Origin of the sequence: Bacillus sp. FJAT-27225, assembly GCF_001685025.1 — a bacterium.
In the GTDB taxonomy this organism is placed as follows: Bacteria; Bacillota; Bacilli; order Bacillales; family Cytobacillaceae; genus Bacillus_D.
Genome location: NZ_MAYU01000025.1, coordinates 112692 through 129320 on the forward strand (window position 1 = coordinate 112692; position 16629 = coordinate 129320).

The 16629-nt window shown below is 44.3% G+C and carries 16 protein-coding genes; 10 read left to right on the forward strand and 6 right to left on the reverse strand.

All coding sequences use genetic code 11. The features are described 5' to 3' along the window. Window positions 1-32 precede the first annotated feature (32 nt). Window positions 33-296, reverse strand: a complete 264-nt coding sequence (locus A8F94_RS23040; RefSeq protein WP_066206344.1) for a phage holin family protein — start codon at window positions 294-296, stop codon at window positions 33-35. A 645-nt stretch (window positions 297-941) separates the two neighbouring features. On the opposite strand from A8F94_RS23040, the gene A8F94_RS23045 reads away from it, so the two are divergent. The 6 genes from A8F94_RS23045 to A8F94_RS23070 all read left to right on the forward strand — a co-directional run bounded on the left by A8F94_RS23045 (window position 942) and on the right by A8F94_RS23070 (window position 6525). Next, complete coding sequence (locus tag A8F94_RS23045) at window positions 942-1160, forward strand: DUF1659 domain-containing protein (RefSeq protein ID WP_066206347.1); 219 nt, start codon at window positions 942-944, stop codon at window positions 1158-1160. 35 nt (window positions 1161-1195) lie between these two features. Beyond that, entirely contained in the window at window positions 1196-1414 is a 219-nt protein-coding gene (locus A8F94_RS23050) for a DUF2922 domain-containing protein (protein WP_066206352.1), read from the forward strand. Between the two features lie 67 nt (window positions 1415-1481). Further along, complete coding sequence (locus tag A8F94_RS23055; protein ID WP_066206355.1) at window positions 1482-1625, forward strand: YvrJ family protein; 144 nt, start codon at window positions 1482-1484, stop codon at window positions 1623-1625. Between the two features lie 208 nt (window positions 1626-1833). After that, window positions 1834-2034 (forward strand): cold-shock protein, encoded by a 201-nt coding sequence (locus A8F94_RS23060; RefSeq protein ID WP_043929692.1) that lies wholly within the window; start codon window positions 1834-1836, stop codon window positions 2032-2034. Window positions 2035-2242: 208 nt separating this feature from the next. Continuing rightward, on the forward strand, window positions 2243-3391 hold the full coding sequence (locus A8F94_RS23065) for an exonuclease SbcCD subunit D (RefSeq protein WP_066206952.1): 1149 nt from the start codon (window positions 2243-2245) through the stop codon (window positions 3389-3391). Continuing rightward, a complete protein-coding gene (locus A8F94_RS23070; RefSeq protein ID WP_066206358.1) occupies window positions 3388-6525 on the forward strand; it encodes an AAA family ATPase in 3138 nt (1045 codons plus the stop codon). The genes A8F94_RS23065 and A8F94_RS23070 overlap by 4 nt, the downstream gene beginning before the upstream one ends. Before the next feature lie 54 nt (window positions 6526-6579). On the opposite strand, the gene A8F94_RS23075 is transcribed toward A8F94_RS23070, so the two are convergent. Further along, complete coding sequence (locus A8F94_RS23075) at window positions 6580-6831, reverse strand: hypothetical protein (protein WP_066206361.1); 252 nt, start codon at window positions 6829-6831, stop codon at window positions 6580-6582. Window positions 6832-7059: 228 nt separating this feature from the next. Between A8F94_RS23075 and A8F94_RS23080 the strand changes: the two genes are divergently transcribed. Then, window positions 7060-8937, forward strand: coding sequence for an MASE3 domain-containing protein (locus A8F94_RS23080; RefSeq protein ID WP_066206364.1), 1878 nt, complete (start codon window positions 7060-7062; stop codon window positions 8935-8937). A gap of 211 nt (window positions 8938-9148) precedes the next feature. Here the strand turns inward: A8F94_RS23080 and A8F94_RS23085 are convergent, their stop codons facing one another. Continuing rightward, on the reverse strand, window positions 9149-9622 hold the full coding sequence (locus A8F94_RS23085) for a GNAT family N-acetyltransferase (RefSeq protein ID WP_066206368.1): 474 nt from the start codon (window positions 9620-9622) through the stop codon (window positions 9149-9151). Between the two features lie 251 nt (window positions 9623-9873). Between A8F94_RS23085 and A8F94_RS23090 the strand changes: the two genes are divergently transcribed. Next, a complete protein-coding gene (locus A8F94_RS23090) occupies window positions 9874-10185 on the forward strand; it encodes a hypothetical protein (RefSeq protein ID WP_066206370.1) in 312 nt (103 codons plus the stop codon). Window positions 10186-10223: 38 nt separating this feature from the next. On the opposite strand, the gene A8F94_RS23095 is transcribed toward A8F94_RS23090, so the two are convergent. Both A8F94_RS23095 and A8F94_RS23100 read right to left on the reverse strand, forming a co-directional pair. Continuing rightward, on the reverse strand, window positions 10224-10736 hold the full coding sequence (locus tag A8F94_RS23095; RefSeq protein ID WP_066206372.1) for a DUF3231 family protein: 513 nt from the start codon (window positions 10734-10736) through the stop codon (window positions 10224-10226). Window positions 10737-10833: 97 nt separating this feature from the next. Continuing rightward, window positions 10834-11571 (reverse strand): hypothetical protein, encoded by a 738-nt coding sequence (locus tag A8F94_RS23100; protein WP_066206375.1) that lies wholly within the window; start codon window positions 11569-11571, stop codon window positions 10834-10836. A gap of 173 nt (window positions 11572-11744) precedes the next feature. Between A8F94_RS23100 and A8F94_RS23105 the strand changes: the two genes are divergently transcribed. Continuing rightward, window positions 11745-12461 (forward strand): hypothetical protein, encoded by a 717-nt coding sequence (locus A8F94_RS23105; protein WP_077247882.1) that lies wholly within the window; start codon window positions 11745-11747, stop codon window positions 12459-12461. A 172-nt stretch (window positions 12462-12633) separates the two neighbouring features. Continuing rightward, window positions 12634-14517 carry a selenocysteine-specific translation elongation factor gene (selB, locus tag A8F94_RS23110; protein WP_302621327.1) on the forward strand — a complete coding sequence of 628 codons (1884 nt, stop codon included), beginning with the start codon at window positions 12634-12636 and terminating at the stop codon, window positions 14515-14517. 112 nt (window positions 14518-14629) lie between these two features. Here selB and A8F94_RS23115 read toward each other — a convergent pair whose 3' ends face one another. Beyond that, the gene (locus tag A8F94_RS23115; protein WP_066206379.1) at window positions 14630-15703 is read right to left on the reverse strand and encodes an AI-2E family transporter; all 1074 of its coding nucleotides are present in this window, start codon (window positions 15701-15703) and stop codon (window positions 14630-14632) included. Window positions 15704-16629: the final 926 nt, after the last annotated feature.

Below are 16629 nucleotides of genomic sequence, written 5' to 3' on the forward strand. Positions count from 1 at the left end.
ATGCGGGGTAACCTGCTTCGTCTTTTCTTTTACTACTTTTTGTAACGCATTCCTTCATTAAATTGTTTTACGGCTTGATGACCGAATACTGCTACTCCAGTTGCGAGTATGCTGTTTGTTATCGCTTCTACGTTAAAGCCGAATCCCATGCATGCGAGAACAAGAGAAAAAGCAAACAATATCCAGATGATAGCCCAATCAGGCACCCAAGGAGTTTGTTTTAGCGCATATCCAATAATCCATAAGACCGGTACGAGAAAAAAGTAGTTTTCATTTAGAAATTTGAATAAATCCATTGTTGATCACCTCCCCTAACACTCTATGGGACAAGGTAATAATGGTTCGTACAAAACCCCACCAATTCAAACATTTTAAGCAAAAGCTTTGTGATGGAAAATTGTTGTTTTATAGAGTTGATTGTAAGGGAAAACCCGAAGACTCATTAGAAAACCGATTATCTTCAATTATGTTAAGGCATAACTTTGTACAATGATGATTCATGGAAACAGCCTTTATGACGCCGGTTCAATAGCGCAGTTTACTATCTATTGACCACTCGGTGAGTCGAATATGGTGGTATCCGGTCGTTAATAAAGCTTCTTGGCGACCCTGTGAGCCAAATAAAGTAGTGTCCGGTTGTCAATAGAGCTTCTTAGCGACCCTGTGAGCCAAATAAAGTAGTGTCCGGTCGTTAATAGAGCTTCTTGGCGACCTTGTGAGTCAAATAAGTTGGTATCCGGTCGTTAATAAAGCTTGCAGACACTCCATTACCAACATAAAGTGATGGCCGGGCCGCAAGGAAAATACCATATTTAAGAAAGCTAACCACTGTATTAGTGGCGTTTCAGACATTTAAAACAAACTAAAAGATAAAAAGTTTTTCAGACCATGTCCTTTTGTCCTGTTCATCTATATATAAAGGGTGAAAGGAGGTGATGGACATGGCACAAGCAATGCTGGCCGAATCAAGGCTTCGCCTGATTTTTGATGCAGGTTTCAATGGAAAGGGAGAGCTGGTTTACAGGGCAAAAAACTTCAGCAACTTAAAGAAGGAAGCAACACCGGATCAAATGCACCAGGCTGCTATCGCACTATCCGCACTTTGCAAGGATAGACTCAGCTCAGTTGAAAGGACGGACCGTTCAGAAATCCTAGGCTAATGGCCTTACCAATTTAGGATAGGAGGTGAAATAGAATGGCGAAAACACTCGAGTTAAGCTTTATGACGGAAACCGGAAAAGTATCCAAGCTGACAATTGAAAACCCGAAGGAACCGATTGACCAGGCTGTTGTAAAACAGTCGATGGAGCAAATTATTGCATCCAATGCATTTCATTCCCCAAACGGAAATTATACAGCAATTGACGGAGCAAAGGTGATTGAACGCAATGTGACGGATTACGAAATCGTTTAATAGTGGGAGCCGGTTTCATTTTGAAACCGGCTTTTCTCGGTAGTACATTAAAAGGGAGGTGGTGGAGATGGATCAGATTATCCCGATAATCAGTGAAGTGGGTTTCCCAATTGCTGTTACACTTTATCTGTTGTACAGAATTGAAACCCGGCTCGATATGGTTGTCCAATCAATCCAGGATCTGCCCGTCAAATTGACTGGAAAACTTTAGTCCAAGGCAGTTGTCAACACCCCAAATCTTGACAAATACTTGGGCGAAATGGTACATTTTAAGAAGCCGTTGCACGAGTTAGCATGCAAACAACGAGCTTATTCAAAGGTTTCAAAACTGTTGGATGAGAGTTTCTGGCTTGCTATCTTCGCTGTTAACGGTGAAAATTTTACGCAAGGCTTAAAAGCCAATAGGAGGATTTTTTTACATGAAAAACGGTAAAGTTAAATGGTTTAACGCTGAAAAGGGCTTTGGATTTATCGAAGCAGAAGATGGTAACGATGTATTCGTTCATTTCTCTGCAATCCAGTCAGAAGGCTTCAAAACACTTGAAGAAGGCGAGGAAGTTTCCTTCGAAGTAGTGGAAGGTGCTCGCGGACCTCAAGCTGCCAACGTAACAAAACTATAATCGAACGAATCCATACAAAACAGCCAGGCTCAAATGCCAGGCTGTTTTTTAATTGAGTGCACTTCTGAAGTAAAGACCATCAGAATGACGGTTTATTTTCCCCAGAAAAACTCATTATTTTCCAATTTCCTATAATTGGGGTACGTCGGCATGTCGCTTTATGCTTTATAATGAAACCAAACAGACAAATTTGGAAGAGGTGGGAAATTTGAAATTTATCCATACAGCCGACTGGCATCTTGGAAAGCTTGTTCACGGTATATACATGACAGACCACCAGCGGGAAGTTCTTAATCAATTCATAAAGGTCGTGGAGGAGGAAAAGCCCGACGCAGTCATCATAGCCGGGGATTTGTACGACAGATCGGTGCCGCCAATAGATGCCGTAAATCTATTGGATAAAGTGCTGTTCCGGCTGAATGTTGAAATGAAAACACCGATTATCTCGATTGCCGGCAACCACGACAGTGCCGACCGGCTATCCTTTGGAAGCTCATGGTACAAGCATAGCCAATTCTATTTATCTGGAAAAATTACAGACTCGTTAAAACCAGTACATATTAACGGAGTAAACTTTTACCTCGTCCCCTATGCGGAGCCAGGGGTAGTCAAAGAACTGCTTGATGACCCTTCTATCCATACCCATCATGATGCAATGAAGGCCTTGATCGGCAAACTGGAAGAAACGATTAATCCTGATGAGCCGAATGTGTTTGTCGGGCATGCATTTGTGACCGGGGGGCAAAGCTGTGATTCAGAAAGGCTTTTATCAGTGGGTGCATCCGGGAGTGTCGGTGCCGAACTATTCGCACCTTTTTCCTACACCGCGCTTGGCCATCTTCACAGCCCGGACGCAATCAGGCACAATACAATTAAATATTCAGGCTCTCTATTAAAATATTCTTTTTCAGAAGCAAGGCATAAAAAAGGTGTTTCCATCATCGAGATGGAAAACGACGGAAGCTTTACACATCGATTCAGGCCGCTCGCGCCAAATCAGGATATGCGCGAGCTTGAAGGGTACATCGACGAGCTGCTAGACCCTTCTTTCTTTGAAAAACAAAAACGTGATGATTTCCTGAAAGTAACTCTCCTCGATGAAGGAAGCCTCCTCGACCCGATGGGCAAACTTCGCCAGGTTTATCCGAACGTTCTTCATTTGGAAAAAAGAATCGATGCACTTGACCAAAGAAGAAAACAATCCTTCTCTGTCGGGGAGTCGCGGCAAAAGAAAACCGAACTTGAATTGTTCGAGCAGTTTTACAAGGAAATGACGTCGTCCGATTTCACAGACGAAAAACGGTCGATCATGGCCAGTGTCATCGAAACAGCGGTTAAGGAGGAGGTTCCTGTATGAGGCCGATAAAATTAACAATGCAGGCATTTGGCCCATACGCGGGCAAAGAAGAAATTGACTTTTCCGAACTCGGAAACAGGACCATGTTCGTCATTTCCGGAAAAACAGGTTCAGGCAAGACAACCATCTTTGATGCAATCAGCTACGCAATCTATGGAAAAGCGAGCGGTGAAGACCGGACAGGAGCCGATTTGCGCAGCCAGTTTGCCGATGAAAAGCTGCCGACGGAAGTTTCACTTGATTTCTCGCTCCGCGGGAAAATGTACACCATTACCCGGACCCCCCAGCAGGAACGTAAAAAAGAACGGGGCGAAGGGACAACAACGGTTCCAGCAACCGCTTCTCTTTACGAAATGGACGATAGCGGCAATCCAAAGCTGCTGGCCACAAAAATCACCGAGGTAGAAGACAAGATAAAGGAAATCATGCTGATCGACGCGAACCAGTTCAGGCAAATCCTGATGATTCCCCAAGGTGAATTCAGAAAGCTGCTAACCTCCGACAGCCGTGAAAAAGAGGCAATCCTTCAGCGGCTTTTCCATACCCAGCTCTACAAGCTAGTGGAAGAAAAACTGAAAACGGAAGCCCAGGAACTAAAGAAAAAGGTCGAAGAAAAAGTTGGAAGGCGCTCCGAAACACTTAAACAAATCCATTCAGTCTTTCACGAGGAGCTAAAGGAGCTGCTCGAAGCCGGAAGTACCAACGATACGCTGTTACTCCCGCTCTTGCGCGAAGAAATCTCGGAAATGGATGCTGAAATCGAAAAACTTTCACAGCAAGCAGAGCAAAAAAGGGTTGAGCAGGATAAATTGAAACAGGACTATTTTGCTGCCGAAACAATCCTGAAGCAAATGAAAGACCATGAAGAACTCGAAGTAAAGAAGCAAGCCCTTGAAGGACAAAAAGACATATATTTGGAAAAAGAGCGGCACATTTCTCTCGCCAGAAAGGCAGCCCTCCTTGCATCACAGGAACAGCTTTGCCACCGCTTGAAAAAGGAGGTCGATGACGCGACCCGGTCGGCCGACGCGCTCAAGGACAGTGTAAAAAGGCTCGCCGAACTAAAAGACGTCCGCCAAAAGGAATATGAAATAGAAAAACTCCGTGAGCAGGAGCGCCAGCAAGCAACGGAAGCTGAAAATAAATTAGCGGCAATGAAAGAAGATGTTTATTCCCTTGACTCGGTGCAGAAGGAAGTTGAAAAGATAAAAATCCTTCATGCCAAGAAAAAGGAACAGGAAGGAATGGCTGAAAAAAAGCTTGCAGAAACGGATAAGGCTGAACAGCAACTTCTGTTACAAAAGGCTGAAATAGATAAGGCGTATATTTCCAAGATGGAAGCCGAGCACAAGCTTGAAAAGGTTCAAGCGGCTCTCGCCAACCTTGCCAAACTGGAGAAGCTCCAGGAGAGTCTGCAAAAGGCAACATCCGACACCGAAACTAAATCAAAGCTTTTCCAGCAGTCTGAAGCCCGGTTCCTGGCTGCAAGGGAAAAAGTTGAGAAACTTGAGGAAAACTGGCTGAAGGGCCAGGCATCCATACTGGCGGGAACACTTCATGATGGCAGCCCGTGCCCGGTTTGCGGCTCTGCCCATCATCCATCTCCTGCAGCAAAAAATGCAGCAGATATTCCAAACGAACAACAGATTAAGGAAACAAAACAAATTGCCGCTTCCCTTGAAAAAGAAAAGAGTGAAGCAGAAGCTGCCTATTCAGGAAGCCGGTTTTTGGCCGGGAGATTGTCAGAGGACGAAAAGGCCGCAACGGCTGACCTTGCTGCAAGCAACCCTGGGTACACCCAAGGTCAAGAGCCGGAATTTCGGACATACTTACTGAAAGAACAAACTGAACTTAGTGCTGCCATGAGCAATTCCATTCGGGTCCTTGGAAACAAGGGCAAAGTCGAAAAAGGATTAGCTGATGCAATCAATTCCAAACAGGCACTGCAAAAGGAAATCGAGGAATGCCGGACCGCGGTCAGCGGGCTTGCCATCCGCGAAGCCGAGTTGAAAACCCAGCTGGAACGGATGCTGGCCGTAGTCCCTGAAGGGTTGCGCTCTGCCCGGAACTACGAGAATGCTCTCCAACAGGCTAAAGCAAATCGTGAGCAGTTGTTCGCTAAGTTTGAACATGCAACAAACCTTTACCAGGAGGCAGTACAGAGGCATGGTGCTGAAGCAGCGCGGCTTGAAGAGGCCGACCGCTTGCTTGAGCGGAAGAATACTGAACTGGCACAGGAGAGGGAGACCTTTAAGTCGCAAATGCAATCCCAGGGCTTCTCAACCTATGGAGCATATGCGGAGGCCAGACTTACCGACGGGCAAATCGGCGTCCTGGAGCAGGAAGTCCGCAAGTACAACGAAGAAGTTAATCTCTGTACGGTTAAATTGACTGAGCTTACTGCCCAGCTTGCAGGAAAAGCCCGCCCTGATTTGGAAAGCATTTCTGCCGCGCTCGGGAAAGTTGCTGACGAAATTTCCGTGCTCACTAAGCAGGCCAACGACTTGTTTTTAAAAAAGAGCCAAAACCAGAATATTCTTGAGCGGGTTGAAGCGTTGAATAAGGAAGTGAAGGAGCTTGAGGGCAGGTACACAGTCATCGGGCATCTCTCGGATATCGCACGTGGCCAGAACAGCCAAAAGCTGACGTTTGAGCGATATGTGCTTGCCGCTTTCCTGGATGACATTTTACGCGAAGCAAATGGAAGGCTTTCAAAAATGACATCCGGCCGCTTTGAACTCCGCAGGAAAACCGACCGTTCAAAAGGAAATGTGCAAAGTGGCTTGGAACTGCTTGTTTTCGACCAATATACAGCACAGGAACGACATGTTAAAACGTTGTCAGGAGGCGAAAGCTTTAAGGCGTCCCTTTCATTGGCCCTCGGCCTTGCTGATGTAGTCCAGGCCCATGCCGGTGGGGTTTCGCTTGAAACGATGTTCATTGATGAGGGATTTGGTACACTCGACCCTGAATCACTTGATCAGGCGATCGATACATTAATCGATATCCAGTCGAGCGGGCGGCTGGTCGGAATCATTTCCCACGTACCTGAACTGAAAGAGCGAATTGATGCAAGGCTTGAAGTTACCTCAACCCAGGCTGGAAGTAAAACAGAGTTTGTTGTAGGAGTATAAGAAGTGAACTGTACCCTAATTGTTAGGCAGACTTAACAATTGGGGTGCAGTTTTTCACAATAATATGCTATAACCTGCCTTTGTAGATAAAAACCATTGTTTTATCTTCTTAATCAATCTGATTGTCCAATAAACAAATACATAATTTATAAATAGCCCCAATGGATTGAAGCTAAGAAATATTTCATCGGCTACATGGACAACAAGGGTTGCCATTGGAAACCCGAAATTACCTGCCTCGCCATAAGAAACCAACGATAGTAAACCTGCTAAAATCCAACAGAAGACATGCCAATTTTTCGACATCGCGCACCTACCTCAATTTTGCTCTTTCCTTATTTTAACATATTTTTAACCTTGGTATTTTAAGGAGATTTAACCCCCATTGTATGAACATGCCCACTTTAGAGGGTCGCTTCAAGGAGCTGGGGCTCTTTCCTTATTACTAAATATGTAAAATAGTAATTTACTCATTACTATTTTCCTGTATAATCTAATTAACTGAATTTTCTTAAGTCTGAAAGTGGTGTTAAGGTGACTCTACTATCAAAGTTGGAAAAGAAATTCTTTTTCTACTCACTTCTCTTGAGTGCAACATTCATTTTTGTTGTCCTGAATTCAAGTGAACTGGCAAACATGGCGAATCCTAGAAACTCTCGCGCTTTTCATACAATATCCGAATTAATTTCAATTGCTATATCGTTTACTATTTATACATATTCCTGGAGGAAATATAAACATACGAAGTCCAATCAGCTCCTTTACCTTTCCCTTGTCTTTTTCATCATAGGGATACTGGACTTTTTTCATATACTAACCGGTGCAGAAATGCCCTATTTTTTTGGTGAAGGATCTGTTCAAAAAACGGTTTGGTTCTGGATTTTTGCTCGCGGCAGCGGTGCAATTCTGATGCTAATCGTACTCTTTTCACCGTTGAAAGTTCAAAAAGTAGACAGGCGTGTTCCACTAATTATGGCTGCAGCTGGATACATAATCCTCATAGCGTTGATGGTGTTCCGTTATGAACATGCCTTGCCAGTACTAATCCGGGAAGGCGAAGGACCGACCTTATTAAAAAATCTGCTTGAATACGGGATTTCCACACTTTATTTGATTGGATTCATACTGACATTAAGAATTTACCGGTTAACTGGAAGGTCGATTTACCTGTACCTTTCGCTCGCATGTCTTTGTATCTTTATGTCCGAACTGGTATTCACTCTGATTCACAGTGTCCATGATGTTTTGCATTTCACTGGCCATGTTTACAAAGTTATTGGCTACTATTTCGTTCTTCAGGCTGTCTTTTTCAAGCTGATTGACGATGACCAGGAAAGGGAAAAAGAAATCAAGCGTGCCAGACAGGAACTGGATATAATTCTATCCGAAGTTCAGGGAATTATTTTTAAAGTAAGAAAGATTGAAAATGGCAGGTTCGTCTATACGTTCTGTAATGGTGAAGTAATGCGTCTCCTAAATTTATGCTCTTCCGAGATAGTTGGAAAATCAATAAGAGAGATAGATGAGACAATGGCTGACAGGGTGGAAGGATATTATGCACTGGCCTGGGACAAGCTTTGCCATGTCGATTATGAAGTTGAATTGAACGGAACAAAGCTATTTGTTTCGTTGAAACCGCTCATTTTTGAAGGGGAAGTGTATGAGCTTGTCGGGTCTGCATTGGATATTACCAGAGTCAAAGAAATGGAGGAGGTCATCCGCAATAATGAAAAGCTGGGCGTCCTCGGCGAGCTTGCTGCCGGAATTGCCCATGAAGTGCGGAATCCACTGACTACATTGAAAGGATTCCTTCAGCTTATAAATTCAGATCTCGACGAGCATAAAAAGACATTCGTTACTCTGATGCTTTCCGAGGTTGACCGGATTGAGATGATAACCGACGAATTCATGACCGTCGCCCGTCCGCACTCAAGACCTTACAAAAGGGAAAACATTCTGGAAATCGTAGACCAGGTGTATAAATTCATGCAGCCGCAGGCTCTGTTAAAAAGTGTCTCCATGAATATTGAAATCAAGACCCAGCCTGAAATGATCGTCTGTGAAAAGAACCAGCTTAAACAAATTTTTATCAATATTATTAAAAATGCGATTGATGCGATGCCGGGTGGCGGCAATCTGTATATCCGGGTCACCCAGCCCAATTCGGAGGAAGTCAAGCTCGATTTTGTCGATGAAGGTGTTGGGATACCCGAAGATATGCTTGAAAAAATCGGCCAGCCTTTTTTCACTTCAAAAACGGGAGGCCATGGCCTCGGATTGATGATGTCTCGGCGAATCATTGAACAGCATAATGGCAGAATGGAAATACGGAGCAAACTTGGGGTTGGAACGACTTTTTCAATCATTTTTCCGACTCATCAAATCGTTGAAAAAGAAAAAATAGCAATTTAACTACTCCAACTAGGTCGGTTTTCGAGCACAAAACCGAAGAATTCGAAGATAAACTTGAAGAATTAGCCCTAAATTTAATTGACTTTAAAAGGGATAGTATCATTTGAGTCATTCGATTTCTTATCAAAAAATTGCCTGGAGGCAAGCTCCAGGCAATTTTTAATGCAAGCTTACCAAATTGCCTGCTATTTCAAGTTTCTACTTAAAGTTTTTAAGGAAGACAGAATTCTTGAACGGTCCTATTCTTTTCATCAGTAGTCTCTGTAAAATTTCCACCCGTATATGAGCCAATAGCGCTCCTCCAAAAAACTTGGGCTAGGGTGTTTGCCTCGATTTGAGTAATTCGCCAGTGCCCGCGAAACATCTCAAACAAGAGGCAGGCAGCCTGTTTGCCAAGTCCGCGTCCTGTGTATTTTCTGATAATATGGAACTCTTCGATTTGGTTAGGCTCTTGTTCATTCCCTTCAGCAATTAGCGCAAACCCAATGAGCTCATCCTTTCTCTTGATAAAAAAAGGATGATAACGGGTGTCCTGCCAGTAGTGCCGCAAGTCAAAACGTTTATACGTTCCATCCGCTTCAAGCGAGATGTCATTTTTATAGAATGCAAATTCATAAATGTAAAATTGCATTAAATGATGCAAAGTCTCTTCCTCATGTTTATCTACTCTCACTAGTTTTAGCATCTTTATTCCCCCTTATTAAAACCAATTCGCCATTGGGAGGATAAATCCTCTTGGTTTGATAATCCATAAATTTGGCTAAGTATAAAGTAAACTTCAATCAATTAACTGATTGTTAGTCCCATTCTAATGGGGGATAATTGGCCGAAAGACCGCGCCGGTAAGCGGTACTACGAATCTAATTGGTTCAACTAATCGGCACAGCGGTAAGTTTCGTGTCACATTCGCTTCATATAAAGAGAGGAGACTTCCATATGAAAATAGTATATGGATTAATGACAAACACAGGAAGCGGCAATGAACTTTTACATGATCTGGGGGTATGGGAAACAGAAGAAGCAGCCAGCGAGTACCTCGAGCATAAATTGCCGCATTCCACTGGGATCTGGGTAGAGAAAATTGAGATAAATGATGCATCAACAGAACAGTTTATACCACTTACAGATGAAATGATAGAATGCAGCCAATGCGGAATCGAGTATAGTGCAGATGATATTGTGATTATTGAAGATATGGAAGTTTGTCGGGAATGCGAACCTGCCTTCAGGCAAAACATGACAGGATGAAAAAAGGATGGCGGCTGCCATCCTTTTCATATGTCTATTTATTCCTCTGCCGGCTTCATCATATGAAGAGGAGGCGGTATCAGCCAGCCTTTCTCTTTATTCAGTCTCAAGAAACGTGCCCCAAGCTGAAGTTTGGAGGCATGGATTTCACCAAAGAGCATCGCAATATCTTCGCGAATGCAGTTTCCAATCATGCCGCTGACCATTACCAGACCGGCAGCGATGTCGGCGGAGGAGGCCATGGCAATTTCGTTGTCCATAAGCCGCGCGCCTGGAGGAATCTGCTCCAAATCAGCCAAAGGCCTTTCAGGAGGAGTTGGCGGAAGGGCCACCCCATTTTCCTTAAGAATTTCCTCTATTCGTTTTTCGTGTTCCTTGCATGTCGCAATGTTTTCTTCAACAAGCTTTTTCAAATCGTCATCCCCAATATGGTTCAGAAATGTTTGATAACCTGCTGTCATTGCTTTGCTTCCTGCAACGAAAGACCACATACCATATACTTCCCCATAATGAAGGGGTTCATTTTTCGGATTTCCGCTTAAAATCCCCATCTTGAATTCACACTTCCTTTGGAGTGGATTTTATATCAAGATTAGAATCTCCCTGATGGAAAAAATTATACAAAATAGTTTCTGCTCTAAGGCGGCTTTATGGTTTATTCGAATCAATAAAAGAAATCAATTCTTCTATATTTGCCGATTGAAATACTGGACCTTTCTGGTCAAACAGGACAAAGCTAGGCTCAGCAGTCATATCAAGCTCTGGATAGATGAGCTTAACTTGTTTTACAGTAGGCAGGCTTAGAATTTCATTTACATATTGAATGACTTTTTCGTTTGTTTCAAGTGGCGTTTTCTCATCATGCACGCCCACTGCCAGCATCGAGTATGTGTGGCGTTCTTCAGGCAGAAGCTGAGGATAGGCAAAATTGGTTACAACCTCTTCAAGTTCAATGGCATTGACAGTGAAAATAAAGTCAGCATTTCCGTTAGGGAAGTTCGCTTTTACGACAACTGTATGTTTCCCTTCAGGAAGGGACGGGACCATAAACACTCCTTCGGTTACGTCTTTAAGCTCCGCTTCTCCGGATGCTTCATCTAGGAATCCGGCTTGGAGGGATGTTGGCTCTTTGCTAAATGCGAGTTTAATAGAATCAGCTTCAGCCACTTCAACCGGCTTGCTATTCTTGGCTAGCTCTACAGGCTTGCCTTTGTCTTTTTGGTCAGTCTCGCCATCCTCAGCCCATGTATAGGAACCAGTGACAGCATTAATCTGTAGGCTGCCAACAGAAAATTTGGCAATTGGAAGGTTTTTTTCAAGATTGGCATCTTTGCAGCCAGAAAGCAATGCCAGGGAAAGGCTGAGAATCATTATTATTTTTTTCATAGGTGCTCTTCCTTTTGTTAAAGTATGGATCGTGCTCTATGTTCACAATAGCATAAAACCAACCCCCTGCCCGGCTCCGTTTATGTAAGAATCGTGACATATTCACCTTAAACTAACAGACTGGCAGAGAATACCTTTATAATAATAGGAAAAACAATGAGCGGAGGGGTGACATGAAAAATAGAGTAATAGGAATAGATGCAGGAGGCACTCTTATTAAAATCGTTTATGAAGAAGGAGGCAAACTGCATTATCGAAAAGCAGCCTATGAAGAGGCGGATGCACTGTTTAACTGGCTGAAACTTGTTGCTCCCGGAGCACGGATTGCTGTTACCGGTGGAAGGGCAGAATGGGTGAAAAGGAACTTCTTCCCTGAAGCGGAGTTAACAATGGAGTTCCCTGCTGTCGGTGAGGGAGCACATTTTCTTCGTTCAAAGGATACGAATCCATCCTTTCTTTTGGTAAACGTAGGAACCGGTACGTCAATATTGCTGGTTGGTGAAGGGGACTGTGACCGGCTCGGTGGAACCGGGATGGGAGGCGGGACTCTGGTGGGTCTTGGCCGGATCCTGGCTGGCACTGGAGATTTTGCGGAGCTGTCAAGGCTTGCCTCGATTGGTGACAGGCGGAATGCTGATTTGCTTGTAAAAGACATTTACGGTGATGGCAGCGAACCTTTGCTTGGCGAAATCACTGCCTCCAACTTTGCGAAAAATGAAAATGCCAGCAAGGAAGATCTGGTTGCTGCACTATTCAACATGGTGGCCGAAACCATTTTCTTGCTAGCCTCACAATTTGCTGCAGCGCACTCAATGAACAAAATTACGTTTGCTGGAGGAGTATTCTCTGCCAATAGCCTGCTAAAAGAAAACCTGGAAGTGTATTGTTAGATGGCGGACCTCAAAGCTGAGTTCCTCGAGAATGGTGAATATTGCGGTGCATTGGGGGCATTGCTGTCCCAGACGTAAACCTTTTAAAAAAAGTGTTTATACTCATGCCTTGAAGAAAAGCCGGGTTTCATTCACAATAAACGTAACGAAGTTTGAAGAAGGTGGCATAGTCTTGGAAAAAAGGTTTTTCACAATTGGAATGGCCGGCCATATCGACCATGGCAAAACATCGCTCACAAAAGCACTGACAAATGTCGATACGGACAGGCTAAAGGAAGAAAAAGAACGGCAAATCTCAATCGAACTTGGTTTTGCACCGTTATATGAAGATAAAGAAATCCAAATATCGGTCATTGATGTTCCGGGCCATGAGCGTTTTATCCGCCAGATGATTGCTGGTGTAGCAGGGATCGACCTTGTTGTCCTCGTTGTTGCCGCCGATGAAGGGGTTATGCCGCAAACAAGGGAGCATCTTGATATCCTTGGCTTTCTTGGCATCCGGAACGGAATTGTGGCGATTACGAAAATCGACCGTGTCGAAGAAGAGTTTATTGAGCTGGTAAAGGACGACATCCTCGGCGAGCTTGAAGGAACAGTCTTTGAGGATGCACCCTTTATGCTCGTTGACAGCCTATCGAAAAAGGGCATAGAAGAATTGAAACAACTCATCATTTCAACCTTAAAAGAGCAGGGTATGCGGGATGCGCGCGGTGCATTCAGGCTGCCAATTGACCAGGTGTTTACCGTCAAAGGGCAGGGAACCGTCGTCCGCGGAACCGTTTATGAAGGGACCGTTGAGGAAGGACAGGCTCTGAAAATCATGCCAAAGGGTGTTGAGGTAAGGGCGAGGCAGCTCCAGGTCCACCACAAGCAGGCGGAGAAAGCATATGCCGGCCAAAGGGTTGCCATCAACCTCTCCAACGTTTCAAAAGAGGATTTGGAGCGGGGAGATGTACTGGTTTCATCAGAACATTTCATCGTTTCCAAAACTCTTGATGTAGCTCTCAGGGTCGTCGAAGACCTTGATTACCTTGTCAAACAGCGGATGCCGATTAAGCTGCATATTGGTACGACAGAAGTAATGGGCCGGATTGTCTTTTTTGACAGAAATGAGCTGAAGGAGGAATCCGATGAAATCCTCTGCCAGCTGCGCCTTGAGGAGGAAGTGCTGACCAAACGCGGCGACCGTTTCATATTGAGGCGTCCAAGCCCTCAGGAAACGATTGGCGGCGGCTGGGTCATCGATCCACGAGGAAATAAGTATCGCTTCGGAAATGAAACAATTGAGGAACTTGAGAAAAAGAAGGTTGGAAAACCAAAGGGGCGGATTACAGCGGCGCTCTATGAGGCCAAAAGCCTTGATTTTAATGAGTTGATGAAACGGACCGCCCTGGACAGTGATATTCTGTCCGAGGAGCTAAAGGATGAAGCGTTCCGTCTTTATAACGGCAAGGAATACACGATGGTGTCCATCATCCATTCAATCGAGGAGGACGTGTATGACCGCCTCCGGGATTTCCATGCGAATCATTCGATGAAACAAGGATTGAACAAAGCAGAACTGCTACAATCCATGGCAAGAACTTTCCCGCGGAATTTACTTGATTTCACGGTTGAGCATGCCATCGGTGAAGGAACATTTGCCAGAAAAGGACAATTTGTATCCTTAGCTGATTTTGAACCTCATGTGCCGAAAAGCTGGCAAAAGCGCGCAGATTCGATAATTGACAGCCTGAAAAAGGACGCGCTGCAAACCCGGTATTTGGCCGATTATTTTACAAGTGCCGGGATTCCAGACTCACTTACTGCGGATTTGAAGCGATTCCTTGAGGAAACAGGTCAAGTTGTCCCGCTTGATGACCAGTACTCTTATGATGGCGAGATCTTTAAAGAAGCGGTCGAAACTCTCCGTTCCAAAACGGGTGCTGAATTTGAAGTTGGAGATGCCAAAGAGGCACTGGGCCTTTCAAGAAAATACATGATTCCATTCCTTGAAAGGCTTGATGCGCTCGGATTGACCAAACGGGTTGAAAACAAGCGCGTCTGGAAGAATTAATAGAAAGCCCGTCCAAATTGCTGGACGGGCTTTTTATACATGGCTCGAGCTAATGTCAAATACGGTCTTTTCCAGGCCCTCCGGGTGCACCCGAAACTAGATGGCATATTCCCTAAATCGCTCTTTTTATTTTCTTTAGGTTGAAAAACTCCCTTATATTGTTAAAGGTTACTTTCACAACCGCAAACAGTGGCACGGCGATTAGGATGCCAATAAAGCCGTAGACTGAACCGGCAATGAGCAGTACGAATATAACGGTAAGCGGGTGCAGATGAAGTTTTTTCCCCAGTACTCTTGGTGTGATCAAGTTGCCCTCAAGCTGCTGGACGACGAACATAACCAGCAGCACCTTGACAACCATTGCCGGGCTGTCCATTAATGCGATAAAGACAGCTGGTATAATGCCAATGATAGGCCCTAAAAATGGAACGACAGCGACGCTCATCGCAAACAAAGCGAGCAGAAGAGCGTTATCGAGGCCGATCATCAAGTATCCGGCATACAGGAGGACGCCATCAGCGACAGCAATGATAAACTGGCCGACAATATACGATGATAGCGTCTTATCGATGTCGCTGAGGATGGTTTTACCCTCCTCCTGCCTGTCTTCAGGGATCATTCTCAGTAATGCCGGCTGGAACTTCCCGCCATCCCTTAGTAAATAAAAGAGGATAAACGGGACAACGGCCAGGACGGTCACAATTCCGGTTATGGCAGATAAAACAGTGCCAAGGTTCTTTTCAGCCGCCTTGAAAAACATGCCGGTTAATGTGTCGGCTTTCTTCTTAATTTTATCAACTGACTCACTGGCTGATTTGTTTTCCTTCACCATTTTCTTTGATTCGTCTGTCAGCTCTTCTACTTTAGAAGGGAAGTTGCTGCTAATTTGCTTCACTTGCCCGGCTATTGACGGACCTGCAAAATGGACAAACGCGTAACCCATTCCGAACAAGATGATAAACACAATAAGGATGCTCGGGGTTATAGGAATGTGTTTCGCTAAGAGCCTGACTGGCGGCCGTAAAATATAATAAAGAAACCCTGATAATAGCAAAGGGAAAAACACACTTGCAATTACCTTTTTGAATGGCCAGATGAAATAGTCAATTTTTCCTAAAAGAAATATAATTAGTAATAGCAGGATAAATGCTGTTGCATACCTGAAAAATGGTTTATTGATCCACATATGACTCCTCCGAAATTCCTAGACTACCCATTGTTTTCCCTATTCCCCTGGCTAGGTAAACTAGCTGGAAAAATAAAGGCTGCCTCCCTTGAAAAAGAGAGGCAGCCTGTGCCGGGGGATAGATTGTTTCATGGGCCGCTGCACCTTTTAGGGTGTAGCGGTTATTTGTGTGTGGCGTGGATGTGTCGGAAATTGTGAAAAGGGGCGATATATTTTTCGTTGAGGGTGAAATAACTGGGATTGAGGGATAAAAAAAGTTCATTCAGGGCGATAAAGTTGTCAAAACGGGCGATAAAATTTATGCGGGGGTGAAAGGGTGGTCCTCCTGGTCGCTGGGTAGAAGATAAATTTTTATAGGTGTGTTTTCATTGGCTTGGCAGTATTCGCGCGCGGCCGGGATATGTCGGAATTGTGAATAGGGGCGATATATTCTTCGTTGAGGGTGAAATATTTGTGATTGAGGGATAAAAAAAGTTCATTCAGGGCGATAAAGTTGTCAAAAGGGGCGATAAAATTTATGCGGGGGTGAAAGGGTGGTCCTTCTGGTCTCTGGGTAGAAGATAGATTTTTATAAATGTGTTTTCATTGGCTTGGCAGTATTCGCGCGCGGCCGGGATATGTCGGAATTGTGAATAAGGGCGATATATATTTCGTTAAGGGTAAAATAACTGTGATTGAGGGATAAAAAAAGTTCATTCAGGGCGATAAAGTGGTCAAAACGGGCGATAAAATTTCTTCGAGTGTGAATGGGGGGTCCTCTAGATCTCTGGATAGAAGAAAGATATTTATAAATGTGTTTTCATTGGCTTGGCAGTATTCGCGCGCGGCCAGGATATGTCGGAATTGTGAATAGGAGCGATATATATTTCCTTAAGGGTGAAATAACTGGGATTGAGGGATAAAAAAAGTTCATTCAGGGCGATAAA